Here is a 25,276-nt window from a genome sequence, read left to right on the forward strand (position 1 = left end):
TCCTCACCGTGTCTCGGTGATCGCCATGTACGGCGACACCGTGGAGGAGTGTTCGTTGACGCGCAGTGTGGCGCCCAGGGCGGGGAAGGCCCGCTGTGCGCACTGGGTTCGTTCGCAGACGCGGCAGCCCGCACCGATCGGGGTCACGTGTGCCTGCGGTCCGATCTCGAGGCCGTCGGAGTAGATCACCCGACCGGCATGGCGGAGTTCGCATCCCATGCCGATCGCGAAGGTCTTGCCGGGTTGCCCGTACCGCGCGGCGCGGCGTTCGACCGTGCGCGCCACCCAGAAGTAGTTGCGGCCGTCGGGCATCTCGGCGATCTGGGTGAGGATCTTGCCCGGCGAGGCGAAGGTCTCGTAGACATTCCACAGCGGGCAGGTGCCGCCGCTGGAGGAAAAGTGGAAACCGGTGGCGGACTGTCGTTTCGACATGTTCCCGGCGCGGTCGACACGGACGAACGACCACGGTATCCCGCGGAGGTTGGGGCGTTGCAGCGTCGAGAGCCGGTGGCAGATCGTCTCGTAGGACACCGCGTAGAACGCTGAGAGCCGTTCGATGTCGTAGCGGAAATCTTCTGCCGCGCCGTGGAACTGGCTGTAGGGGAGCACGACTGCCGCGGCGAAGTAGTTCGCCAGGCCGAGCAGCGCCAGTGAGCGCGCGTCCTCACTGGTGAAGTTTCCCTGGTCGACGAGTTCGTCGAGGAGATCGTGGTACTCGAGGTAGCAGAGCTCGCTGGCGAGCTTGAAGGTCCGCTGTCCGGCGGAGAGGGCGGCCGAGAACTCCAGGCGGCGCTCCTCGGAGTTCAGCCGGTGGAGGGTGTAGTCGCCGAGGTCGACGCGGCGCACGATGCTGATCCCGTGCACGTTCTCGATGCGGTTCATGATCTCGCGCCGGATGTCCGCCGAGTGCATGCGCATGCGGTTCGTCATCTCCTCGGCGGCGATGTCGAGCTCATGGATGTAGTTGCGGCGCTGATAGAAGTAGTCGCGCACTTCCTCGTGTGGTGCGCTGATCGTGCCCCGCATGCTGCGGTCGCCGCGTTCGTCGGTGGCCGCGGCGAGCTGGTCGGTCGCGATCCGGTAGCGCCGGTGCAGATTGACCATCGCCTGCGCGATCTCCGGATGCGAGGCGACCATCGTGCTGATCTGCTGGGCGTCGTGCGCGCCCGGACCGGCCTCGATGTCGTCGTCGAGCAGCACCTCGCGCAGTTCGGCGACCAGCCGGAGATCGTCCTGGGAGTCGAAGAACCCGGCGTCGACGCCGAACGCCTCGGTGATCTTGCGCAACACCGACGTCGTCAGCGGCCGGGCGTCGTGCTCGATCTGATTGAGATACGACGCGGAGATCGACAGCGTCTGCGCGAGGGCCACCTGCGAGAGTCCGCGCTCGGATCGCAACTGACGCAGCCGGGAGCCGACGTAGGTCCTGCTCACTCGCCACCTCCAGGACAGGGGATGCCAGATCGATGATCCCCTTCAGGGTACGGTGACCGCGTGCGCTCACCCCGCGGCCGACACCGCAGCCCGCGGCCGGTGGCGTCGGCCGTGTTCGCGCTGGTGGCCGCGGTGATCGCGATCGCCGGATGTTCGAACGGGTCGGCCGAAGCACCCGCTCCTCGCACGCCTGCCGACCTGCTGCTCCAGCCATCCGACCTACCGCCGGGATTCACCGCCGAATCGCTGTCCGTCAGTGACCTCGTCGCGGGAAACCGGGCGGGCATCGACGCCGCGCGCACCGCCCGGGTGACCCCCGGGTTCTGCACCCCGACCGCTGACGCGGAATTGAACGGGGAGCTGACCGCGGACAGCTCGGCGGTCCTCGCCGCGCGTGGTGGCACGGGGGTACTCGTCGAGCTGGTCACCGAGGCGAGGCGCGACATCGACGCCGACCGGCTCTCCACGACCGGTCGCTGCTCGCGCACGACCACCGAGATCACCGTCGGAAATCTCGCCGGGAGCCGTGTCGTCACCGAGTACACGGAGATGGCGCCGCCCGAGGTGGACGGCGGCCTCGGCACCGGCGAGCAGATGCTGCTGACGCGGTCCGAGGTCACCACGACGCTGCCCGACGGTGGTGTCCGCCGCCAGATCGGCTTCGCCGGATATGCCGCCCTGGACCGTCCGACGTCGGGGCCGGTGACCGTCCAGCTGACGGTGTCGGGCGCGACCACGCCGGCCTCCGATCCGCCGACCGAACCGACCGAACCCGTCGACGCCGCGACCTTCGTGAGAGTCTTCGACGCCGCCGTCGGTCGCGTCACCGCACCCTGATCGAGGCGGTCGAAGCGCGCGTCGGGCCGTCTGCGCGGTGTGAAAGTGGTCACTATTGCCGCGCCGGCGCCGGATGTCGGACCCCCGACGGCTCGCAGAGAAGTCACGGAGTCTGCTGTACTCGGGAGTAGGAAATCCCAGTACGCGCGTACTTTTTTCGGGGATCCACGAAGGCTTTCACATGTCAAGATTTGCAAACTTTGCAACGCGGCGTCAAAAAATAACCCGGATTTACAGTCCGCGAGGGTTGGACCTGCGTGTTTGTCCTGTGGCACCCTTGCTGCAGGCACCTCAGACGGAAGCCCAAGAGTTCGCAAAGTCCGGCCGACACCGCCGCCGGACTCGCGAGTACAACGCTCTCGGGAACCACGTCGGATGTCTGTCAGCACTCCAGGCCTCGGCGGCGCGCCGGGCCGGTCGTCCCGATCCGACCCGGTCGAGACGAGCAGGACAACGAAAGCGAAGTAGCCAATGAGCAACGTCGGAAAGCCCCGCACCGCCGCGGAAATCCAGCAGGACTGGGACACCAATCCCCGCTGGAAGGGCATCAAGCGCGACTACACCGCCGAGCAGGTCGCTCAGCTCCAGGGTTCGGTCGTCGAGGAGCACACCCTCGCCCGCCGTGGCGCCGAGATCCTGTGGGAAGGCGTGACCAAGGGTGATGGCAGCTACATCAACGCTCTGGGTGCCCTCACCGGTAACCAGGCCGTGCAGCAGGTCCGCGCCGGCCTGAAGGCCGTGTACCTGTCGGGCTGGCAGGTCGCCGGTGACGCCAACCTGTCCGGCCACACCTACCCCGACCAGTCGCTGTACCCGGCGAACTCGGTTCCGAACGTTGTTCGTCGCATCAACAACGCGCTTCTCCGCGCCGACGAGATCGCCCGCGTCGAGGGTGACGACTCGGTCGACAACTGGGTCGTCCCGATCGTCGCCGACGGTGAGGCCGGCTTCGGTGGCGCGCTCAACGTCTACGAGCTGCAGAAGGCCATGATCGCCGCGGGTGCCGCCGGTACCCACTGGGAGGATCAGCTCGCCTCGGAGAAGAAGTGCGGCCACCTCGGTGGCAAGGTGCTCATCCCGACCCAGCAGCACATCCGCACCCTGAACTCGGCCCGCCTGGCCGCCGACGTCGCCGGTGTCCCCACCGTCGTCATCGCGCGTACCGACGCCGAGGCCGCGACCCTCATCACCTCCGATGTGGACGACCGCGACAAGCAGTTCGTCACCGGTGAGCGCACCGCCGAGGGCTACTACCACGTGAAGAACGGCATCGAGCCGTGCATCGAGCGTGCGAAGTCCTACGCTCCCTATGCCGACATGATCTGGATGGAGACCGGTACCCCCGATCTCGAGCTGGCCCGCAAGTTCGCCGAGGCAGTCAAGTCGGAGTTCCCCGACCAGCTGCTCTCCTACAACTGCAGCCCGTCGTTCAACTGGAGCAAGCACCTCGACGACAGCACCATCGCCAAGTTCCAGAACGAGCTGGGCGCCATGGGCTTCACCTTCCAGTTCATCACGCTGGCCGGCTTCCACTCGCTCAACTACGGCATGTTCGACCTGGCCTACGGTTACGCCCGCGAGCAGATGACCGCCTTCGTCGACCTGCAGAACCGTGAGTTCAAGGCAGCCGACGAGCGTGGATTCACCGCCGTCAAGCACCAGCGTGAGGTCGGCGCCGGCTACTTCGACAGCATCGCCACCACCGTCGACCCGAACACCTCGACCGCAGCTCTCAAGGGCTCGACCGAAGAGGGCCAGTTCCACTAGGAGCCATTCCGCCTCCCCGGAATCTCGGCGAACCAGTCAGGCGGTCCGCGGCTTTCGCTGCGGACCGCCTGTTGGTCTATCCAGGGCTTGGTTCGTACCCCGGGAGTTACCCATGTTCGTGCGAGATCAGTTGTTACCAGAACTTTCCCGTGAGGATTCGACATGACAAGCGAGAAGGTCTGCCGAGTCGGCGTCGTCGGCGCCGGACAGATGGGTGCGGGTATCGCCGAGGTGTGTGCCCGGGCCCAGGCCGACGTGCTGGTGTACGAATCGACTCGCGACCTCGTCGCGGCGGGCCGTGCCCGCATCCTGAGTTCGCTCGATCGGGGAGTGTCGAGCGGCAAACTGACCGAACGCGAACGCGACCAGGCGGTGGACCGCCTCACGTTCACCTCGGACCTGGGCGATTTCGCCGACCGGCAGCTCGTCTGTGAGGCCGTCGTCGAGGACGAGGCGGTCAAGACCGCGATCTTCACCCAGCTCGACAAGATCGTCGTCGACCCGCATGCGGTGCTCGCGTCGAACACCTCCTCGATCGCGATCATGAAACTGGGCATGGCAACTCAGAACGCCGCCCGCGTGATCGGTCTCCACTTCTTCAATCCCGTACCCGTGCTCCCTCTGGTCGAGCTCGTCACCACGCTGATGACAGCTCCCGAGGTGACCGCACGGGCCGAATCCTTCGCACACGACGTACTCGGCAAACAGGTGATCCGTTCCGCCGATCGGTCGGGCTTCGTCGTCAACGCGCTGCTCGTTCCCTATCTGCTCTCCGCGATCCGCATGGTGGAGAGCGGTTTCTCGACGGTCGAGGCCATCGACAAGGCGATGGTGCTCGGCTGCGCTCATCCGATGGGGCCGCTGAAGCTCGCCGACCTGGTGGGTCTCGACACCGTCAAGGCGATAGCCGACAAGATGTACGAGGAGTTCGAGGAGCCGCTCTACTCGCCGCCGCCACTGCTTCTGCGGATGGTCGAGGCCGGTCGTCTCGGCAAGAAGGCCGGGCACGGTTTCTACGAATACGAGCGGCCCCTCGTCGGGAAAAGGTGACGTGGACCACAGGTGTTAGCAGAATGCTTGCAATTGCTAGCACAGCGTGGATACTGGAGTTCGGAAACACCAATACCGATGGTGCCGCGGTTTCTCATCTCGCGCGGTGACGAGCCGGAAGATCGTGGCGGCTTGCGACACCGACCATCGCGTCGAATCGACGACAACCCGACATGCGCCCGGCAACGACGCCGAGACCAGCGAGACCGCATGTGCTGCAGCGCGATTGGTGACCGACAGAAGGAGTGTCCTCGTGACCACCACCCGCAATTACGCCCCCCTCTATGCCGCAGTCGGCGCCGGCGACTATGCGTTCGCGCAGGTCACCGAGAAGCTCACCGAGCTCCGTGAGCGCACCGAGGCCGCTGCCGAGACCGCGCAGACGCGTCTCGAAGCCCGCTACAGCGAGACCAAGGCCCTGATCACCGATCTGCCCGAAACCGCACAGACCCGCTTCGACGAGGCCAAGACCCGCATCGAGTCGCTCTCGGAGGAAGTCCCGACCGAGATCGAGGAGATCCGCGGCAAGCTGACCGCCGACGAGCTGAAGAAGCTCGCCGACCCGTACGTCGAGAAGGCCACCGACTTCTACAACACGCTCGCCGAGCGTGGCGAGGCCACCCTCGAGCGCCTGCGCAAGAAGCCGGTCGTCCAGGAGAACCTGTCTCGCGTCGAGAAGGTCTACAACGACGCGGTCGACCTCACCGAAGACGCCCTCGGCGTCGTGTCCTCGCAGACCCGCCTCGTGGGTGAGCGCGCCGCCAAGCTGGCCGGCCGCGTGAGCGAAGAGGTCGAGGACGTCGCCGTCGCCATCGAAGAGGCCGGCAGCGACATCAAGGAGCAGGCCGACGACGCGGCCAAGGAGATCGACGGCGCCGCAGGCACTGTCGAGGCCAAGACCCGCACCGCCAAGGCATCGCCGGCCAAGAAGGTCGAGGCTGCCAAGGACGAGTCGGTGCCGCCGGTCAAGAAGGTGCCCGCCAAGAAGTCGCCCGCCAAGAAGGCTCCGGCCAAGAAGGCGACCACCGCGAAGTAAGCAGTCGCACAACTCGATACGACGCCCCCGCTGGGTTCAGCGGGGGCGTCGTCGTGTTCGCGCTCGGTTGTTTGTTTCGCGCTGCGCGGATTCCCTCTCGCTCGGCAGATCCAATAAGCGGGAAGGAAGCTGCAACGGCGGGAGGGAAACGTCCGCGCGGGAAGAGTTCCGCGTGAGCAGGGATCCGATCGGACCGCCGGTGCGTCAAAGGAGAGTGATGCTCTTTCCCGTTGACCACTACGGTCTCGTCCGACGCGGCGCTGCACTCGATGCGGCGTTCTCCGACAACCAGCTCGCCGCCGCCGTCAAAGGCGGCGATCTGCTGCGCCTCATCCCCGGCGTCTTCGTCCGGTCATCTCCGGCCTTCGGCGGACGCGAGGGCGCTCAGCGTCTTCATCGACTCAAATCCATTGCCGTCGCGACCACCGGTACGCCGAGGCGCCGCGCCTGCCGTTGGGCCACGCGTCGGCGGCGGCAGTTCATGGCCTACCGCTTCTCAAGCCGGACATCGAGTACGTCCATGTCATCAATCGAAAGAAGTCGGGCGGTTCGGTCCTCGGGCATCGGCACGTTCATGCGGCGACTGTGGACGACGTCGAACTCGTCGAGGTCGACGGCATGCTGGTGACATCACTCGAGCGCACCGCGGTCGATGTCGCCGCGGCGGGGAGTTTCGCCCAGGCGCTGACAGCGTTCGACCAGGCGCTGCGTGCCGGCGCGGATCGCGACCGGATCGCACAGATCCTTGCGGGTCGTCGGCGACAGGGTATCCGCAACGCGCGGCGTGCGCTGTCGCTGGCGAGCGGATTGTCCGAAAGCGTCGGCGAGTCCTGGAGTCGTGCGCAGATGATCGAGGCGGGTCTGCCGGGAGAAGCGTCGCGAGGACGAACTCAGGGCGCTCGGTGTGATGGTCGTGCGCTGGACCTGGTCGGTTCTCGAGGAGGGCTCACTTCCCGATCTGCTGCGCCCGTGGCTCGGCCGTTTGGATCTGATACCGGGAACAGGGATTCCTGCGTAGCGAATTTGCTTGCGCGCCTTGGATTCCTCGCCGCTTATTGGATCTGAGCAGCGGAAGGGAGGTGGCAGAGCGGGAAGGAAGCGGGCCCGCGGGAGGCGGAACGGGCAGCGAGGGGATCAGTCCGACGCCGCGACTCGTTTCTTCTCGGCCTCGACGTCGAAGTCCGCCTTCGGCCAGTCGAGATCGAGTCCGGCGAGTGCGGTGGTGAGCAACTCGCAGACAGCCAGTCGGGCAAACCATTTGCGGTTCGCCGGGATCACGAACCAGGGCGCCGAGTCCTTGTCGGTGAGGTCGAAGATATCCTGGTAGGCCTCGAGGTAGGCGTCCCAATGGGCGCGTTCGTCGACGTCGCCGGGGTGGTACTTCCAGTACTTGTCCGGCCGGTCGAGGCGCTCGGCGAGGCGGGCCTTCTGCTCGTCCTTGGACACCACCAGACAACATTTGATGATCGTGGTGCCGTTGTCGACCAGTTCGGACTCGAACTGGTTGATGATGTGGTAACGCTTCTCCCACTCCGACTTCGGGGCGAGGTTGTGCACCCGGACGGGTAGCACGTCCTCGTAGTGTGACCGGTCGAAGATCCCGATCCGACCCGCGGGTGGCAGCGCCTTGTTGATCCGCCACAGGAAATCGTGCTGCAACTCTTCCGGGGTCGGCTTACCGAATCCCTTGATGGACAACCCCTGCGGGTCGAGGAGGCCGCCCACGTGCCGGACGATGCCACCCTTGCCCGCGGTGTCCATCCCCTGCAGCACGAGCAACACCGACCGGTGATCACCGGTGCGGCCGTTGGCGTACAACAGCTCCTGCAGAGCGGCCAGCGTCTGACCGCGCTCGGCGAGAAGCTCTGCCCCGGAATCCTTGTCACCGTCGAATCCGGGCGTGGAGTCGGCGTCGAAGGAGGCGATCGGCCCGATCGTCCGGGCGCGGAGTGCCTCCACGGCAGGTGCCGTCCAGCCCTTGCTCATGACAGGTCCTCTCGTGACGGGATTCGATCGTCGACGTCCACCTGGTGTGATGGTGGGAACAGTGGTCCGCCGCCGAACGCAGCACGATGCGAATCCGGCGGTGTCCCATCGTTGTTCACGATGCCGTAGCGGGTGCCCAGTTCGGCGGTGACGAGGGTGTGGCCGTTGTGTGCGGCGAGATCCGGGTCCCGGGCGAGTCGGGAGATGACCCGGCCCACGAACTCCGGGTCCTCGGCTCGCTGCAGCGAGAAACCGGCGAACTCGTCGATGCCGAGCGACAACAGCAACTCGGTGCGGATGAGGCCGAGCCACAACGAGATCGCGGCGACGCCCGTGTCCTTCAGCTCGACGGCCATGTCGGCGGCCATCTTGTCCAGTGCGGTCTTGCTCATCCCGTAGAGCACCGAATGGAGGTGGCCGCGGGACCCGAAGGACGAGATGTTCGTGATCAGACCCCGTCCCGCCTCGGTCATCAGGCGTGCCGCATGAACCGACGAGACGTAGTGCGCGCGTAGGCCCACGCCGATCAGGGTGTCCCAGTCGTCGACCGGGCGTTTCCAGAACGGGTCGGAGAACCCGCCGAATCCCTTGGGCGCTGCCCAGGCGTTGTTGACGAGGAGGTCGAGTTGCCCACTCGAAGGCGATCTCGTCGAAGGCCGCGGCCACCGCGGCGTCGTCGGTGTGATCGCAGCGCAGGGCGAGGGCGCCGTCGGGTCCGGTGCCGTGGCGGGAGGTGACGTACGTGGTCCAGCCGTCGTCGACGAGTGCACGGGCGATGCCGTGACCGACGCCCCGGCTGCCCCCGGTCACCAGCGCCACCCGGCTCACAACCCCCCTCCCGCGTCGGACGGTGCCTCGCGCGCGGGTTCGGTCAGCGGTGGGGGAGCGGCGAGGAAGGCATCCCGCGACCCGTCGACGGAGGCAACGCCCACGATCGCGCTCCACACCATCATCGTCAGGTAGTCGACGACCTGGTCGGCGTCGAGCGTGCGGCTGGTCATCCACCAGTCGACGACGTGCTGGATACCGCCGACGAGGGCGTGCGACCACAGTTCCGCACCCGTGGTGTCCGCGCCCCGGTCGGCCATGCGCATCACGATGCTGCTCATGACCAGCTGCGACACCAGGCGAACCGAGTCGGCCGGAGCGGGCGACGACGTGGGCGAGCTGGCGAGCGCGAAGCGGTACAGATTGGGTTCATCGTCGACCGCGTGGACGTACACGCCGATGATCGTGTGGGTGAGGGTGTACTCGTCGACGTCGTCGGAGATCGCCTCGGTCAGGCGCGGCCAGATCGTCGTCTCGAAGAAGCGCACGGTGGTCGCCACCCCGACGTCGCTCTTGTCGGTGAAGTACCGGTAGAGGACGGTTTTGGACACCCCGATGTGCGCGGCGATCTCGTCCATCCCGACGTCGGCACCCAGCTCGCGGATCGCGGCGATGACGCCGTCGGTGAGCTCGGTGCGGCGTGCGAGCTTGTGCTTCTCCCAGCGCTGCTTGCGGCCGTCGGGTTTGGCGCCGGTGTCGGTGACGGTGGTCAGTACCTGTTCGAGGCCACGCGTCACGTTGGCCGCAGCCGCCATCGCTGCACGCGCGGCAGCTGCGGGATTCGGGCGGTTGGCCATCACGACGCCAGCGTAGTCGGTTGATGGGTGACACTGGTGCCATGGCATCGACAGTCATCGAAGGAGCCGCGGGACAACCCGAGGGTGTGCCGAAGGCGCCGTCCGCCCCTGGATTCGGTGGGGACAACCCGGGCGACGCCGGCAGGCGCAGGGACCTCCGCAAGATGAAGGCGGTCGCGACCGGCTTCCTGATCTTCGCGGCGGTGGTCTACCTCTTCACCCGCTACCTCGAGCACCGGGACGGTACCGACGTCGCCGCATGGGTCGGTTATGTGCAGGCGGCGTCCGAGGCCGGCATGGTCGGCGCGCTGGCCGACTGGTTCGCGGTGACGGCCCTCTTCCGGCATCCGCTCGGCATCCCGATCCCGCACACCGCGCTGATCCGCAAGAAGAAGGACGACATCGGCGACCAGCTCGGCGGCTTCATCGAAGAGAACTTCATGACGCCCGAGGTGGTGGTGTACCGCGCTCAGCAGATCGACCTGCCGCGGCGGTTCTCGACGTGGGTCGCCGACTCGCGCAATGCCCCGCGGATCTCCGGTGAAGCGGCTCGTGCGGTCCAGCTCGCGTCGGAGATGCTGCGCGACGAGGACGTCGAACAGCTCATCCAGGCGGCTCTCAAGTGGGTGGCCGAACCGCAGTGGGCGCCCCCGACCGGCCGGATCCTGGAACAGCTCATCGCCGAGGACCGTCTCGAACCGGTCTTCCAGATGCTGTGCGATCGCGCCCACGAGTGGGCGATCGGCAGCCAGGACCTCATCGACCGCGTGGTCGACCGCGACGGGCCGCAGTGGACGCCGAAGTTCGTCAACACGCTCGTCGGCGACAAGATCCATCGGGAGCTCGTCGACTTCACCTACAAGGTGCGCTCCGACCCCGACCACGAACTGCGTCGGGCCATGCACGAGTTCGTCGAGAAGTTCGCCGACGACCTGCAGCACGATCCCGAGATGATCGCGAAGTTCGAGAACATCAAGATGGAGTTGGTGGGACGTGACGAGGTCACCGGTGCCGCGTCGACCGCATGGAAGACCGGCAAGGCCGTCATCGAGCAGATGCTCGACGACCCCAACAGCACGCTGCGAAATACCTTGTCGGACTCGATCATCCAGTTGGCCACGAGAATTCGCGATGACCGTCCGCTGCAGGAGAAGATGAACGGCTGGGTGGCGCGGGTCGCTCATCACATCGCCGCCAACTATTCGCAGGAGATCATCGCGGTCATCACCGAGACCGTGCGCGGCTGGGACGCCGACGACACGAGCCGCAAGATCGAACTCCAGGTGGGCCGCGATCTGCAGTTCATCCGCATCAACGGCACCGTTGTCGGTGCGCTCGCCGGTCTGGCCATCCACACCACGTCGGTGCTGATCTTCCACTGACACGGGATTAGCTGTGTGCTTGCACGTGCTAGCACCGACGCCGATACTGGGAAAGCGTGCGTGGCCGGGTGCGGCAGTGGGTATCCGGTCGGGGCGCCGCGATGATCGACCCCTGGAACGGAGCGTGATGAAGCGCGAGAAGGACGAGGCTTCCGTCGACGCCGTCGTGGACGGCCGGGCCGAGTCCGGCGACCACGTGTCCGAGGACGGCCCGACGGCGATGGCGGTCGAGGCCGTGGAAGCAGTGGAGGCGGTGGCGACCGCCGCCCAGGACGCGGTGACGAATGTGGCCCAGGACATCGGCGCCTTCATCCGGTCCCAGCGTGTGGCCGCCAAGGTCTCGCTGCGGCAGCTCGCCGAACGCGCCGGCGTCAGCAATCCGTACCTCAGTCAGATCGAACGGGGACTGCGGAAACCGTCCGCCGACGTCCTCGCCCAGATCGCCAAGGGTCTGCGGGTGTCCGCGGAAGTGTTGTACGTCCGCGCAGGAATTCTCGAAGAACGCCCCGCGAGCCCGGTCCGTGATGCTCTGATCGCAGATGACTCGATCAACGAGCGTCAGAAACAGATGTTGCTGGAAATCTACGAATCCTTCCGGAAGGAGAATTCGATCTCCCCGACAGACCATGAGTAGCTGAGTCATCAGCTACTGGTGGGCCCGAAGCATCGCCGAGTCCTGAGAAGCCGAGTTCCGAGAAAACTGAGGCAGGAGTAGCTGAATGAGCGAGAACCCGTTGACGACAGCCGTGGGACAGGTGGCCGCGTTGCTGGCCGAGGTTCGTGAGCGTGGCGAGGCGGCGAGCGAACAGGCCCAGTCGAAGCTTGCGGAGACTGTCGGGACAACTCAGTCGAAGCTTGCGGAGACTGTCGGGACAACTCAGTCGAAGCTTGCGGAGACTGTCGGGACAACTCAGTCGAAGCTTGCGGAGACTGTCGAATCCACTCAGGCGAAGATCGCTGGTTCCCGGGACGAGGCGCAGGCGAGGATCGACGAGGCGCGCGCGACCGCGCTGGCCCTTTTCGAGGAGGCCAAGACGAAGCTGTCGACCCTGCCGGTCGAACTGCCCGCCGAGATCGAGGAACTGCGTGCCCGGTTCTCGCCGGATGAACTGCGCAAGGTCGCCGAGGCCTATCTCGCCGTCGCGGCCGGTCTCCTGACGTCGCTGTCGGAGAGGCGTGACGAGGCCGTCGAGAAGCTCAAGGCGCAGCCGGTCGTCGGGGAGAATCTGCCGAAGCTCGAGAAGGTCTACAGCGACGCGGTCGGTCTCACCGAGGACGCGCTGGGAACGATCTCCGAGCAGACGCGCGCCGTCGGCGAACGGGCGCTCCGGCTGGCCGGGTTGGCCGACGACGGCGGACCCGACGGGACGATTCGCGACGCCAGCGCGGACGCGCCGGTGCGCGCGGTTGCCGCGCCGGCCCCGGCGACGAAGGCGCCCGCCGAGACAGCACCGGCGGAGAAAGCGGCGGCGAAGAAGGTCCCGGCCAAGAAGGCTCCGGTCAAGAAGGCGCCGGCGGAGAAGGCGGCCGCGGCGAAGGCGCCGGTTAAGAAGGCGCCGGCGAAGAAGGCCGCAGCCAAGAAGGCACCGGCGAAGAAGGCTCCGGCCAAGACCGCACCGGCGAAGAAGGCCGCGGCGGTGAAGGGTGCCGCCGAACGCGCCGCGGCCAAGAAGGCGCCGGCCCGTAAGGCCACCCCCACCAAGGCGGCCACGAAGAAGACGCCTGCGGCGAAGAAGGCGGCCACGGCGAAAAAGACCGCAGCCAAGAAGGCGCCCGCCAAGAAAGCGCCCGCCAAGAAAGCGCCTGCCAAGAAAGCTGCTCCCAGCGCCGACTGACCCGTGCGCGCACATTCCGGCCGCGCGCGCCGTCGTAGGCTGCTGCGGCAATCGAGGCGCACGGGACTAGAGTGTTCGGCGTGGACTTCTTCGGCGTGTTGGCCTATGGCCAGAGTCTGATCATGTTGGCCCTGACCGTGGTAGCGGGGGTCGCGGCGGTCGTCGCGCTGATCCACGCGGCCATTCAGCGTCCCGACGCGTTCCCGGCGGTCGACCGGCAGAGCAAGGTGATCTGGGTGGCGATCCTGGCCGGCGCCTCCCTGTTCATCTGGTTCTTCGGGGCGGTGAGCTTTCTGGGCATCATCGGCGTGGTCGCGATGCTCGTGTACCTGGTCGATGTGCGCAAGCGTGTCGACGACATTCAGGGCAAGTCCTGGTTCAGCAAAAAGGCCTGATGCATCGTGGCGGAGTATCGGATCAATGACCTCGCCGAGGCGTCGGGGGTCAGCGTTCGCAACATCCGGGTCTATCAGGATCGCGGACTGCTTCCGCCGCCCAGCATCCGCGGCCGTGCAGGCTGGTATTCCGACCAGCATCTGGTCCGGCTGAACCTCATCTCCCGCATGCTCGAACGCGGGTACACCTTCGCGACCATCAGCGAGCTTTTGCACGCGGCCCACCACGGCATGCGTGTCGAGCAGATCCTGCGGGGATCGCCGAAGGGCGGTCGGTTCCGCAACTTCAAACGCGCGGCGACCATCACCATCACCGAGTTGCGCAAAACCCTCAACGCCTCGGATCGCTCCATCGCCCTCAGCCAGAAACTGGGTCTGCTCGCCAAGGACGGCGCGCACTACGCCATCCGGAACCCCGAGTTGCTCGAGGGCGCGGAGATCCTGGTGAAGAGCGGCATCGACATCGACGTCCTCCTCGACCGCTGGGTGCGGGTCCAGGAAGACCTCGAGGACGTCGCGACCAGCTTCGTCTCGATCATCACCGACAAGTACTTCGACGAGAACCTTCCTGACCTGGGTGAAGCCGGCGTGAGCGAGATGGCCGACCTCATCCAGACCGTTCGTCCGATGGCGCACGAGATCGTCGAGACGACCTTCCGCAAGGCGCTCGACGAACAGATCTCCAAGGCCATCGGGCAGGCGGCGACCTACTTCGACGCGGCGACCGCGGACGACGAACCGGACACCGCGACGCCGGGTTCCACCGGTGACCAGCCGGGCCTCGGCTATGAGACAACCGATATTGGTACATTGAACTCCGACACGGGGACGCTGAACGCGGCGTCCCCGCCCGGGGTCTCCATCGCGGACGATCCCGACCGAGGTTGAGGGGTGCCGGTGAACACGAAGTCGTTGAAGAGGGTCGGTGGAATCGCGGCCGCGATCGGTGCGGCAGCAGTCGGAGTCGGTGTCGGCACTGTCCTCGCCGGGATCGCCCGTGACGCGCTGCGCGCCGAACTCGCGGTCGACGACGGTCCCGACGACCTGCTCACCGCACCCGACTCCCCGCCCCGGCGGCTGCCGGTCCGCAGCTCCGACGGCACCCTCCTCAACGCGGAGGTCTACGGGGTCGACGACGCGGACGACGAGGGCGACGTCATCGTGATGGTCCACGGATGGACCTGCAACACCGCCTACTGGTACCCCCAGATCAATCACCTCACCTCGTCCGAGGGCGGCAGGCGACGGGTCGTCGTCTACGACCAGCGTGGCCACGGACTCAGTGAACGTGGTCGCCGCCGTCCGACCGTGGCGATGCTCGGACAAGATCTCGACGCCGTGCTCGAGGCGACCGTTCCGGCTGGGCGTCGCGCAATCCTGGTGGGGCACAGCATGGGTGGGATGACCATTATGTCGTGGGCGGACCAGTATCGCGAGAAGGTCGGCACGCGTGTCTCCGCCGTGGTGCTCGTCTCGACCGCTGCCAACGCGGTCATGGAGAACCACGCCCTCGTGCCGGTCGATCTGCCAGCGTATGCGCGGCCCTTCGCGCCTCTGGTGTCCAAAGCGATCACCTCGGTGCCGGTGCCGATCCCCAAAACCTCGTACGGCGTTCGGTTTTCGCACTACATCGCCCTGGGGCCCAACGCACGTAAGGCGCATGTCGACTTCGTCGACGAGATGATCGGCGCGTGCCCGCCGCGCGCACGCGCCGGCTGGGGATCGGCGATGGGCAAACTCGATGTGACGGCCGGGCTGGCCGCTCTCTCGGTGCCCACCACCGTCGTCGTCGGGACCGAGGACCGGCTGACCCCGCGCAAGCACGCCGAGCAGATGGCAGAGGTGCTGCGGCGCAACGGTTCCCTCCGGGAACTCGTCGTCTACGAGGGCGTCGGGCACATGTCGAGTATCGAGGCCGCCGAGCGGTTCAACGAGATGCTCGACGAACTGGTCACCGAGGTCTCGCGTACCGAGCAGCGGGTCAGCTGAGCCCGCACTCCCGGACCGTCGTCACAGCGCGCAGTTCACGAAGACCGGTTCCGGTCGAAGAGTGACACCGAAGGCGTCGAACACACCATCGCGGACCTCGCGCGCCAGCGTCAGTAGCTGCTCGGTGGTGGCCGAACCGCGATTGGTCAGTGCCAGAGTGTGTTTCGTCGACAGGCGAACCGCGGCATCCGCCCCCGGGTAACCGCGGACGAAGCCCGCCCGCTCGATCAGCCAGCCCGCCGACAACTTGATCGCGGTGGGGGAGCCGTCGGGCGTGCTCGGTTGCGGACCGGCCGGATAGGACGGGATCGCGACGTCGTCGCCGACCCGTCCCGCGATCCGTTCGAGCACGGCCGGGGCTTCCTCCCCGGGGATGATCGGATTGGTGAAGAACGATCCCGCGCTCCAGGTGTCGAAGTCGTCGGGGTCGAGGACCATCCCCTTGCCACGACGTAGACCGAGAACCGCCTCGCGCGCGGTCACGGCGTCGACTCGTTCGCCGGGTTCCACGCCCACCTTCGTCGCCAGCTCGCGATAGCGGATCGGCTGACTCGCGCGGTCGTCGTTGAGCCAGAACGACACCGCGACGACCACGAAGTCGTGGCGGTGCTTGAGATTGCTGGTGCGGTAGCCGAGCCCGAGTTCGGTGGGCGAGACCCAGCGCAGGGTGCCGGACCGGCGGTCGAGAACCTGGACCGACCGCAGGATGTCGGCGACCTCGACGCCGTAGGCCCCGACGTTCTGAACCGGGGTCGCACCGGCGGCGCCCGGAATCCCCGACAAGCACTCCAGCCCGCCGAAACCCGCCTCAACGGTCGCGGCGACCAGATCGTCCCAGCCCACCCCCGCGTCGGCGACCACATGGGGACGGCCCGACTCGCGGCCCGATCCGAACTCGATGCCGCTGCTCGCGAGCACCACGGCGGTGCCGTCGAAGCCGGCGTCGCCGATCACGAGATTGGACCCGCCACCGATGACGAGCACGGGTTCGGACTGCTCGTCGAGCTCCAGGATGGTCTTGACGATGCTGCGCGTGTCGGAGCAGCGCACGATCTCACGGGCGGGGCCGCCGAGACGCAGGGTGGTCAGCTCGGCGAGGGGCGCGCTCAGCGGCGTCTGCGTGTCGGTCACGCGTTAAACGTTAACCGGCGAACGGTAGCGTTCTCTCCATGGCGAGCAAGCTGCAGCACTTGGACTCCTACCCGTTCTCCACCGAACGGCTCTGGGCGATCTTCACCACAGAGCAGTACTGGCACGATCTGGTGGAGCGGATGAACGCCGGTCACGGCCACGTGGAGAAGGTGACCATCGCGGGCGACACCGTGACGGTCGAGATGAACCAGGGCATTCCTGCGGAGAAGCTCCCGTCGGCGGTCACCAAGATCATGCCCGGCGACCTCCGGATTCCGCGGAGGAACACATATCGGCTGGTCGGAGACCGAATCGTGGCCGAGATGCACGCAACGGTCGAGGGCGCGCCGGTGCCGGTGAACGTGTACGGGACCATCACCACGTCGGGCGATCCGGCGACCAGCGACTGCGAGGCCGAGGTGTCGGTGAACCTGCCGATGTTCGGTGGGAAGATCGAGAAGGCCGTGGTCAGCGAGCTGGTCGGCCTGCTGGAGCACGAGCGTGGCCACACCGTCGATTGGGATTCGGAAAATCGGCTGACGTAGCCTGGTCGTCATGGCACGACGGCTCAGCTACTCCGCTCGCTACACCCATCCCGCGGAGAAGCTCTACCAAGCGCAGAGCATCAAGCAGTACTGGGACGACATGATGGCGGGATTCCAGATGATCTCGCCGCACTGCGAGGTCGCCTCCTTCTCCGCCGACGAGACCGGCGTCCGGGTCGTCCTGAAGCAGCACATCGGACGCGACCAGCTGCCCCCGCTCGCGCAGACGGTGATGATGAAAGACATGGTCATCACGCGTGAGGAGACCCTCGGTCCGTTCGATCCGGACAACACCAAGGGCACCTACAACGCGTCCATCCCCGCCGGTCCCGGCAGCCTCAACGGCTGGCAGGAACTGTTCCCGACCGAGGAGGGCTGCACGATCCGCCGGACCAGCGAGGCGAAGGTCTTCGTCCCGTTCGTCAACGGCAAGCTCGAGCAGATGATCCTCATCAACCTCGTCGATCTGTTCCGCGCCGAGGCCGAATACGCCAAGGACTGGATCGACAAGAACTTGTGAGTCGTCTGGCCGCTCCGATCGGCCGGGGTGACGCGCGGGACCACCAACATCAACCGCCTGCGTCGGGTGGATCGGTGGATGGCGCATGAACCGGCAGTGATCGCGGCGCTGGATGTCGACCGTCCGCTGGTCGTCGACCTCGGGTACGGAGCACGCCCCGACGCGACCGTCGAGATGGCGGGTCGGCTGCGCCGCGTCGCCCCGGATCTGCAGATGGTGGGACTCGAGATCGACCCGGCACGTGTCGTCGAACCGCGCGACGGTGTCCGGTTCGCCGTCGGCGGTTTCGAGATGGCGGGTCTGCGTCCCCGCGTGGTGCGCGCCTTCAACGTCCTGCGGCAATACGACGAGGCCGAGGTCGAGGCGGCGTGGTCGAGGCTGCGTGCGGCCCTGTCGCCGGGTGGCGTGATCGTGGAGGGAACCTGCGACGAGATCGGCCGGCGGTGCGCCTGGGTGCTGCTCGACCACGCAGGCCCGGTGAGCTTGACGCTCTGCTGGGCGCCCGAACACTCCGATCGCCCGTCCGACCTCGCCGAACGACTGCCCAAGTCGCTCATCCACCGCAACGTGCCGGGCGAGAAGATCCATGAACTGCTGACGCTCGCGGACCAGTGCTGGGACATCGCCGCCCCAATGGCTCCGTACGGACCGCGGGTGCGCTGGCGCCATGCGCAGGACCTGCTGCGTGAGCGTGGCGTGGACTGCGTGGTCACGCGCCGCCGGATGTCGGACAACGTGCTGACCGTTCCGTGGTCAGTGGTCGCCCCGTCGGAGTAACCCCGAGGGAACCTGTCGGCACAGCGGGTGTCGGGCATTACTGTGGCGGCTATGCGTGTGGCGATGGCCCAGATCAGCTCGACCGACGATCCGAGCGAGAACCTGGCGACCCTGCGTGCGGCGACGCAGGAGGCGGCATCGCGCGGGGCGCGGCTGGTGGTGTTCCCGGAGGCGACGATGTGCCGGTTCGGCGTGCCGCTGAAGCCGGTGGCGGAGGAAATCGACGGGTCGTGGGCACGCGGGGTGTCGGAGGTCGCGGCGTCGGCCGGTGTGACCGTGGTGGCCGGGATGTTCACCCCTTCGGATGACGGTCGCGTGTTCAACACGGTCCTCGTCGCGCATCCCGACGGGTCGCGCCTCGGCTACGACAAACTGCACCTCTACGACGCCTTCGGTTTTCACGAGTCCAAGACCGTCGCGCCCGGTGCGGAGCCGGTGACCTTCGAGGTCGACGGGGTCACCGTGGGAGTTGCGACCTGCTACGACATCAGGTTTCCCGCCCTGTTCACGACCCTGGCACGACGCGGCGCACAGGTCATCGTGGTGCCCACGTCCTGGGGTGCCGGGCCCGGCAAGATCCACCAGTGGGAGGTGCTCGCCACGGCTCGCGCGCTGGATTCCACGACCTTCGTCGTCGCGGTGGGACAGGCCCTTCCGCCGGATGAGGCGGTCGCCGGATCCGGGGTCCCGACCGGGATCGGACACAGCCAAATCACAGACCCCTTCGGTACGGTGGTCGCCGCGTACCCGGAGACGGTCTGTGTCGATGTTCACGACCTCGACCTGGAACTGGTCGAGAAGGCTCGTATGCAACTGGCGGTCCTAGCCAACGAGCGAGCTTTGCCGGTCGGCGATGCGGTGCACAGCGAGTTGACACCCGCCGGCGAACGGCTCCGAGAGTCCGACGACCGAGGACGGAACCCATGAGCGACGACAACAAGACTCCCGGTGATGACCCCCGAGACGCGGGCACACCCTCCGGAGACGAACCGGTGACCACCGGCGACGAGTGGCGTCCGGTGTCCGGTGACGGTCCGGCCGAGTCGAACGCCGGGCCGGTCGTCCCCGAGACGGGGGAGACCGAACAGTTCCCGACGACACCGGTCGCCCCGGGGGCACACGCGTATTCGAACGTCCCGCCGTCCGAGGCGGATACCACCGGCCTGGGTGGCGGACCGGGCACGCCGGGCACCGCGCGGTTCCCGCCCGGTGAGACCCCCTACGGGGATGAGTCGAGTGCACCCCTAGAGACGCCTGGCAGCGGCCCGGTGATCACCTCGCCGCGGAAGAATCGCAGCACCGGGAAGATCGTGGCGCTGAGCCTCGTCGCCGTGCTGCTCCTGGCCGTGATCGGCGCGGTCGGCAGCGAACTCTATCTGCGCAACAAGGTCACGAACTGCCTCGAGGACTCGTTCAGCGGCCTCACCGGTGTAGCCACCTCGGTGTCCCTGAGTCGCAAACCGATCATCATGCAGGGCACCGGCGACATCCCGTACGTGCAGGTCGACACCAAGGACGGCTCCGACGCCAACGGAGTACGTCTGCACATGCGCGCCGACGGCATCTCCGGCGACAACACCAGTACCGACATCCGCACCCTCAACGGCCACGGCTTCATCCCGTACGAGCGGATCGTCGAGCTCAGCAAGGAGAGTGCGCCTCCGGGTGCCGGTGGCCAGAGCACCGGCAACGGTGCGAGCCCGGTCGGTTCGGTCGAGGAGATCACCGGCAACGCGGCCGAGGGCACCTTCGAGGTACAGGCCGGGTTCCCGGTCATGTTCTTCTCCGTGCCGGTCTCGGCGACCATCAAGCCGGTCCTCCAGGACGGCCGGGTCGACTTCCAGGTCGTCAAGGCCAGCGCGCTGGTGTTCGGCATCCCGCCGGACTTCGCACAGCAGATCGTCGACCAGGTCACCACGTCGGCGCTCGGACCGTTCTTCGACGAGGTCCAGGTCGATCAGTTGACGGTCACCGACACCGGGCTCGAGTTCGCGATCAGCGGTTCCGACGTCCAGCTCACCAACGAGATGACCGGAAACCAGGAGTCGGGCGGCTGCTCGGCCTGACCGGGCCGTCGGTCACCGCTCGGCGTCCGCGGGGGGATCGACACGGTGGACCCACACCGTGGGCCCGTCGGTGAGCGTGTATTCGGCGCGGACAACCGACTTCCACCGCCGGGTGTAGACCGCGGACATCACGGGGTCGGCCGTACCCGCGGTCACCGGCAGGCCCTGCCGTCGCCCCTTCTCCACGATGGCGTCGACGAGGCGGGACAGTACCCCGCTGCGCCGGTGATCCGGGTGGACGAGGCCGAAGATGATGCCGATCGACTCGTCGGCGACGGAGGCCTCGGCATTCGCGCGCCTGAATTCGGTGAAACGTTCGACGAATCCGTCCAGGGTCCGGACGTAGTACCGATTCCGCTCTTTGAGATCGGCGTCGACGATGCCGTTCGCCCGGCCCGGCTCCGAAATCGCGGCGAGCGCGATCAATCTCCCCGATTCATCGAAAACTCCGTACATGCCCGCAAGATTCTCGGCGAACAGGACCTCGCCGTACCACCGGTAGGCGTGGGCCGGAGCCTCCTCGCCGAGAACCCATCGATAGGCCGGAACCTCGCGGAGTCCGGTTTCGAGCAGGTCCAGTGCGTCTTCCCGATCGGACTCCGTCAACAGCCGAGCTCCGTTCACAGATGCCAGGATGCCTTTCGTCACCGCTACATATCAGCACAGCGACACCACGCCGGCACGCTTCCGCCGCGTCCGGGCGGTGCGGCTGAAATCGATCTGTAGACTTCACAACCGCCTGACGACCTCTACGGTGTGAGGCAGCATTATGTCGGCGCCGACATCCGACGCCGATTCTCGTCCTGTTCCGTTTCCAGTTCGGAGTGGTCTCGCCCGATGCCCGTCACCCCATCGTTCAACAGAGATGAGGTGCGCGCGCTTCTCGGTCTCGTGGGCACCGCGCTCAGGTCGTCACCGTGGGCGGTGGCCGGTTTCGTGGTCTTTCAGCTCGCGAGCGTGTTCACCTCGCTCGCGCAGCCGGCCCTCAACGCCGCGATCATCGATGACGGAATCCTGCGCGGCGACGTGGGGACGATCAAGTTCGTGGGCCTCATCATGGTCGCGGTCGCGGTGGTCAATCTCGTGGTCGCCATCGGCGCGACCTACTTCGCTTCCCATGTGTCGGCGGTGGCCGCACGCGATCTGCGCAGTCGGCTCAACGGCCGTATCGGAGCCCTCACGAACCAGCAGGTTGCCCGCCTGGGACTGTCCAGCCTGTTGACCAGGTCCACCGGGGACGTGGGGCAGATCCAAGGCTTCCTGTTCATCGGTCTCACGATCGTCGTGACCGCGCCGCTCATGCTGTTCGGTGCACTGGTCCTGTCGCTCTCGCAGGCGTGGCAGATGGCTCCGGTGATCCTCGTCGCCGGTCTGCTCCTGGTCGCGCTGATCGGCACGCTGGTGCGGCGCCTCCTCCCGTGGGCCGCCCTCATGCAACGCCGTCTCGACGTCGTGAACCGGGTACTCCGGGAGCAGCTGCGTGGGATCGCGGTGATCCGGACCTTCCGTCGTGAGGACCGTGAGCGTGCCCGATTCGCCGCGGAGAACGACGAACTCACCCACGTGGCACTGCGGCTGGGACGAACGCAGGTTCTGATGCTCCCGACCGTCACGGCCGTGTCCAACCTCGCGGCGGTGGCAGTGGCCGCGCTGGGCGCCGTCTACGTCGACCGTGGTCAGATGCAGATCGGCCAGATCACGGCCGCCGTCGGCTATCTCGGCCAGATCCTGCTGGCCGTGTCGATGCTGACGGTGATCGCCGGTGTCATCCCGCGAGCGGTCACCAGCGCAGGCCGTATCGGCGAGGTGCTCGACACCGAGGTGCTCGAATCCGGTGACGCCGACCCCGCCACGCCATCCCCGGCACCCGCCCTGGTCTTCGAATCGGTGTCCGTCGGGTACCCGGGCGCCGAAGCACCCGCAATCGACGGGATCTCGTTGACCTGCGCGGCCGGTTCGGTGACCGGTGTTCTCGGCGGGACCGGGAGCGGCAAGTCGACGCTGCTCTCGCTGCCCTTGCGTTTCGCCGACCCCGATGCGGGCGTGGTGCGCTGGGACGGAGCGGACGTGACCGGCTTGGCCCCGGCGTGGGTACGCGCGCGTTCGGCGTTCACCGGGCAGGGCGCCGCGCTGGTCACCGGCACGATTGCCGAGAACCTGCGGCTCGGGCGTCCGGACGCCACCGACGCCGAACTGTGGGAGGCGCTCGAGGTGGCAGCGGCCGACGACTTCGTCGCCGCCCGGCAGGGTGGATTGGCCGCTTCGGTCGCGCAGGAAGGACGCAACTTCTCCGGGGGTCAGCGTCAGCGACTGGCGTTGGCCCGCGCTGTCCTGCGACGTCCGTCGCTGTACGTGCTGGACGACCCGTTCAGTGCGCTTGACGTCGACACCGAGCAGCGAATCATCGCCAATCTGCGGCTCGCCCATCCGGAGTCGACCATCTTGATCGCGGCGCAACGGGTTTCGTCGGTGCGGCACGCCGATGTCATCGGGGTGCTCGAGGACGGCCGTCTGGTCGCGGTCGGGACGGACGAGACGCTGCGCACCGACAGCGAGATCTACCGCGAGATCGCCCACGCGCAGGCGGTGACCAATGCCTGACGGCAGCAGGCGCGACGGCTCGTTGCGGTGGCTGATGCGACAGTTGCATCTGAGCCGCGGTCGGGCGGCCACGATTTCTCTCTTCGCGATCACGGCCTCGCTGGGAGGAGTCGTCGGGCCGATCCTCTTCGGCGCGATCACAAACGTGATCGTCGACGGAACGACCGGGGCCGGGATGGACTGGAACCGACTCTGGTCGCTGCTCGGCGCGCAGGCCGTGATCTATGTGGTCGTCGCCTGCCTGACCTTCACGCAGGGACAGTTGTTGACCATCGCGGTGCAGCGATCCGTGGCGGGGCTGCGCACTCGCATCGAGGACAAGGTCCACCGGCTCCCGTTGCGCTACTTCGAGTCCAACAATCGCGGAGTGCTGGTCAGCAAGCTCACCGCACACACCGACAACTCCGCCACCGTCATCGCGCCCGTGCTGGTGACGGTCCCCACGAACGTGCTGACCCTGGTCGTGGTGACGATCGTGCTGTTCGTCATCTCGCCGCTGCTGGCCGTGGTCGCACTCGCCGCCGCGCCGGTGTCGGCGGCCGCTTCGGTCGTGATCGCGCGCAAGGTCCGACCGTTCCTGGAGACCAGGTGGACCACCACGGCAGCGCTCACCGGACACATCGAGGAGGAACTCAGCGCCCGTCGCATGTTGCAGGCGTACAACGCCGAGCCCCTCGCCAGACGCCGCTTCGACGACCTCAACGAGAGGTTGTTCGGTTCGACGCGTTCAGCACAGTGGACCGCCGGCACCCTCGCACCGGTGCTCGGCGCGATCAATGCCGTCGTCTTCCTGATCCTGGCGGTCCTCGGCGGCATCATGGTCGTCGATGGAACCCTGAGTCTCGGCGCAGCTCAGGTGGCCGTGATCTTCGCGCAGCAGCTGTCGTCCGCGGTGCGCGAACTGGCCGGATTCGTGACCAAGGTGCAGTCGGGCACGGTGTCGGCGAGCAAAGTGCGCGAAGTGCTCGACGAGCCGGAGGACGCCGCGCCCGAAACCGACGAGCCAGAGCCTTCGGCGCGGCATCGCCGGCCCCCGGAGATCGTCTTCGACGACGTCGGCTTCGCATACGACGAGGGCTCGCCGGTTCTGGACTCGGTGAGCTTCCGCATGGCTCCGGGCACGACCACGGCGATCGTGGGGTCGACCGGGGCCGGCAAGACGACCCTCACGAACCTGCTGCAGGCCTTCTACCGCCCGACCTCCGGTTCGATACTGATCGACGGCGAGGACTCCGCAGAGCTCGGTCCGCATCGTGTTCGCAACGGGATGGCGGTGGTGACGCAGGACCCGTGGCTGTTCACCGGAACCGTCCGCGAGAACATCGCATACGGCACGTCAGGTGACGACGCGGTGGCCAAGGCGGTTCACGACGGCCACCTGGATCAGATCCTGGCGGCCCTGCCGCGGGGTATCGACACCGAGATCGGCCAGGAGTCGGAGAACCTCAGCGCGGGTGAGAAGCAGCTCGTGACCGTTGCTCGTGCCATCGCGGCATCTCCACGGATACTCATCCTCGACGAGGCGACCAGCGCCGCCGATCCGCGCACCGAATTGCTCGTCCAGCGGGCGCTGCAACGCCTGCGCGCCGGTACGACGACCCTGCTGATCACCCACCGGATGGCGACCGCCGCGCTTGCCGATCAGATCGTCGTCCTCGAGGGCGGCACGATCGTCGAGGCCGGAACCCACGACGAATTGGCAGCCGCCGGCGGCGTCTACGCGCGCCGCTGCGGCGTCGACCTGGAATCCCGGGCCGAGATGAATCGGTAGAGGTCAACGACCATCATCCGGGCGTAATGGTCTCATTTTCGGAACCCATTCATTGATGCGTTCCACTCGATTCGAACGCTTGACCCACTTTGAAGGATCGTGGAACGGAAATTCGCGGATCGGGAAAGTTACGGTTCGGAAGGTTATGGCCGCGGTCAGTCGAATTCGTGGTAAAGGGCGCACGTCGCCAATGGCACACAATTGTGGATTTCGACCGGAAACGTTGCAGCGACGTTGCTAACCGCCGTTCTACCGCCAGGTTTACGGACATGCGTCCAACTAAAATCGATTGTTCGATTAAAGAGGGGCTGTTGACCTGCGCTTTCCGTCGGGATGGATGGCGGAGAAAAGAATATTCGTGACAAGAACCGCGAAGTAATGAAGACATTGCCGAGGCGGATATGTAATCTCTGTCTCAAGCCGTCGCACTGGTGGGAGCAGGCGGTCATATTCCAATCATCTCACCACGGATGGAGGAGAATCATGGCTGATTCAATTGGAGACTCGATCAACGACAGCATCACCGAAA

At 66.7% G+C, this 25,276-nt stretch carries 22 protein-coding genes and 2 pseudogenes; 18 read left to right on the forward strand and 6 right to left on the reverse strand.

All coding sequences use genetic code 11. The annotated features are described in order from the left end of the window. Positions 1-3 precede the first annotated feature (3 nt). Positions 4-1,434 (reverse strand): acetate metabolism transcriptional regulator RamB, encoded by a 1,431-nt coding sequence (gene ramB, locus IHQ52_RS06145; protein ID WP_006436809.1) that lies wholly within the window; start codon positions 1,432-1,434, stop codon positions 4-6. A gap of 60 nt (positions 1,435-1,494) precedes the next feature. On the opposite strand from ramB, the gene IHQ52_RS06150 reads away from it, so the two are divergent. The 5 genes and pseudogenes from IHQ52_RS06150 (at position 1,495) to IHQ52_RS06170 (ending at position 7,142) form a co-directional block, all read left to right on the forward strand. Next, positions 1,495-2,271, forward strand: a complete 777-nt coding sequence (locus IHQ52_RS06150; RefSeq protein WP_040004799.1) for a hypothetical protein — start codon at positions 1,495-1,497, stop codon at positions 2,269-2,271. Positions 2,272-2,742: 471 nt separating this feature from the next. Beyond that, entirely contained in the window at positions 2,743-4,038 is a 1,296-nt protein-coding gene (aceA, locus tag IHQ52_RS06155) for an isocitrate lyase (RefSeq protein ID WP_006436807.1), read from the forward strand. Between the two features lie 162 nt (positions 4,039-4,200). Further along, a complete protein-coding gene (locus IHQ52_RS06160; RefSeq protein WP_006436806.1) occupies positions 4,201-5,088 on the forward strand; it encodes a 3-hydroxybutyryl-CoA dehydrogenase in 888 nt (295 codons plus the stop codon). Positions 5,089-5,341: 253 nt separating this feature from the next. Next, positions 5,342-6,124 (forward strand): hypothetical protein, encoded by a 783-nt coding sequence (locus IHQ52_RS06165; RefSeq protein WP_006436805.1) that lies wholly within the window; start codon positions 5,342-5,344, stop codon positions 6,122-6,124. Between the two features lie 217 nt (positions 6,125-6,341). After that, a pseudogene (locus IHQ52_RS06170) lies at positions 6,342-7,142 on the forward strand (hypothetical protein). 116 nt (positions 7,143-7,258) lie between these two features. Here the strand turns inward: IHQ52_RS06170 and IHQ52_RS06175 are convergent. The 3 genes and pseudogenes from IHQ52_RS06175 to IHQ52_RS06185 all read right to left on the reverse strand — a co-directional run bounded on the left by IHQ52_RS06175 (position 7,259) and on the right by IHQ52_RS06185 (position 9,735). Then, entirely contained in the window at positions 7,259-8,110 is an 852-nt protein-coding gene (locus IHQ52_RS06175; protein ID WP_006436803.1) for a polyphosphate kinase 2 family protein, read from the reverse strand. Continuing rightward, a pseudogene (locus tag IHQ52_RS06180) lies at positions 8,107-8,938 on the reverse strand (SDR family NAD(P)-dependent oxidoreductase). The gene IHQ52_RS06175 and the pseudogene IHQ52_RS06180 overlap by 4 nt, the downstream one beginning before the upstream one ends. Beyond that, on the reverse strand, positions 8,935-9,735 hold the full coding sequence (locus IHQ52_RS06185) for a TetR/AcrR family transcriptional regulator (protein ID WP_174324733.1): 801 nt from the start codon (positions 9,733-9,735) through the stop codon (positions 8,935-8,937). Before IHQ52_RS06185 ends, IHQ52_RS06180 begins: the two are co-directional and overlap by 4 nt. Positions 9,736-9,776: 41 nt before the next feature. Between IHQ52_RS06185 and IHQ52_RS06190 the strand changes: the two genes are divergently transcribed. The 6 genes from IHQ52_RS06190 (at position 9,777) to IHQ52_RS06215 (ending at position 15,336) form a co-directional block, all read left to right on the forward strand. Then, entirely contained in the window at positions 9,777-11,117 is a 1,341-nt protein-coding gene (locus IHQ52_RS06190; protein WP_006436800.1) for a DUF445 domain-containing protein, read from the forward strand. Between the two features lie 127 nt (positions 11,118-11,244). After that, on the forward strand, positions 11,245-11,751 hold the full coding sequence (locus tag IHQ52_RS06195; RefSeq protein WP_096273010.1) for a helix-turn-helix domain-containing protein: 507 nt from the start codon (positions 11,245-11,247) through the stop codon (positions 11,749-11,751). Between the two features lie 85 nt (positions 11,752-11,836). Continuing rightward, positions 11,837-12,952, forward strand: coding sequence for a heparin-binding hemagglutinin (locus tag IHQ52_RS06200; RefSeq protein WP_096273012.1), 1,116 nt, complete (start codon positions 11,837-11,839; stop codon positions 12,950-12,952). A 71-nt stretch (positions 12,953-13,023) separates the two neighbouring features. Next, positions 13,024-13,347: a DUF2516 family protein gene (locus tag IHQ52_RS06205; RefSeq protein ID WP_006438739.1), complete on the forward strand. Its 324-nt coding sequence runs from the start codon at positions 13,024-13,026 to the stop codon at positions 13,345-13,347. 6 nt (positions 13,348-13,353) lie between these two features. Then, entirely contained in the window at positions 13,354-14,235 is an 882-nt protein-coding gene (locus IHQ52_RS06210; RefSeq protein WP_006438738.1) for a MerR family transcriptional regulator, read from the forward strand. A 9-nt stretch (positions 14,236-14,244) separates the two neighbouring features. Then, positions 14,245-15,336, forward strand: coding sequence for an alpha/beta fold hydrolase (locus tag IHQ52_RS06215; RefSeq protein ID WP_024500206.1), 1,092 nt, complete (start codon positions 14,245-14,247; stop codon positions 15,334-15,336). A gap of 21 nt (positions 15,337-15,357) precedes the next feature. Here IHQ52_RS06215 and IHQ52_RS06220 read toward each other — a convergent pair whose 3' ends face one another. Continuing rightward, on the reverse strand, positions 15,358-16,467 hold the full coding sequence (locus tag IHQ52_RS06220) for a UDP-N-acetylmuramate dehydrogenase (RefSeq protein WP_006438736.1): 1,110 nt from the start codon (positions 16,465-16,467) through the stop codon (positions 15,358-15,360). 38 nt (positions 16,468-16,505) lie between these two features. Here IHQ52_RS06220 and IHQ52_RS06225 point away from each other — a divergent pair, with 38 nt between their 5' ends. The 5 genes from IHQ52_RS06225 to IHQ52_RS06245 are packed head-to-tail and all read left to right on the forward strand — an operon-like array spanning position 16,506 to position 20,375. Next, on the forward strand, positions 16,506-17,012 hold the full coding sequence (locus tag IHQ52_RS06225) for a DUF2505 domain-containing protein (protein ID WP_006438735.1): 507 nt from the start codon (positions 16,506-16,508) through the stop codon (positions 17,010-17,012). Between the two features lie 10 nt (positions 17,013-17,022). Beyond that, the gene (locus tag IHQ52_RS06230; protein WP_006438734.1) at positions 17,023-17,532 is read left to right on the forward strand and encodes a DUF2505 domain-containing protein; all 510 of its coding nucleotides are present in this window, start codon (positions 17,023-17,025) and stop codon (positions 17,530-17,532) included. Between the two features lie 27 nt (positions 17,533-17,559). Continuing rightward, positions 17,560-18,309, forward strand: coding sequence for a hypothetical protein (locus tag IHQ52_RS06235; protein WP_006438733.1), 750 nt, complete (start codon positions 17,560-17,562; stop codon positions 18,307-18,309). Positions 18,310-18,360: 51 nt separating this feature from the next. After that, positions 18,361-19,236: a carbon-nitrogen hydrolase family protein gene (locus tag IHQ52_RS06240; protein ID WP_006438732.1), complete on the forward strand. Its 876-nt coding sequence runs from the start codon at positions 18,361-18,363 to the stop codon at positions 19,234-19,236. After that, on the forward strand, positions 19,233-20,375 hold the full coding sequence (locus tag IHQ52_RS06245; protein WP_006438731.1) for an LmeA family phospholipid-binding protein: 1,143 nt from the start codon (positions 19,233-19,235) through the stop codon (positions 20,373-20,375). The genes IHQ52_RS06240 and IHQ52_RS06245 overlap by 4 nt, the downstream gene beginning before the upstream one ends. A 12-nt stretch (positions 20,376-20,387) precedes the next feature. Here IHQ52_RS06245 and IHQ52_RS06250 read toward each other — a convergent pair whose 3' ends face one another. Continuing rightward, complete coding sequence (locus IHQ52_RS06250) at positions 20,388-20,981, reverse strand: GNAT family N-acetyltransferase (RefSeq protein WP_006438730.1); 594 nt, start codon at positions 20,979-20,981, stop codon at positions 20,388-20,390. A gap of 231 nt (positions 20,982-21,212) precedes the next feature. On the opposite strand from IHQ52_RS06250, the gene IHQ52_RS06255 reads away from it, so the two are divergent. Both IHQ52_RS06255 and IHQ52_RS06260 read left to right on the forward strand, forming a co-directional pair. After that, positions 21,213-22,976, forward strand: a complete 1,764-nt coding sequence (locus tag IHQ52_RS06255; RefSeq protein WP_006438729.1) for an ABC transporter ATP-binding protein — start codon at positions 21,213-21,215, stop codon at positions 22,974-22,976. Then, entirely contained in the window at positions 22,969-24,747 is a 1,779-nt protein-coding gene (locus tag IHQ52_RS06260; protein WP_006438728.1) for an ABC transporter ATP-binding protein, read from the forward strand. The genes IHQ52_RS06255 and IHQ52_RS06260 overlap by 8 nt, the downstream gene beginning before the upstream one ends. Positions 24,748-25,276 lie beyond the last annotated feature (529 nt).

The sequence above is a fragment of the Gordonia amicalis genome, assembly GCF_022059885.1.
In the GTDB taxonomy this organism is placed as follows: domain Bacteria; phylum Actinomycetota; class Actinomycetes; order Mycobacteriales; family Mycobacteriaceae; genus Gordonia; species Gordonia amicalis.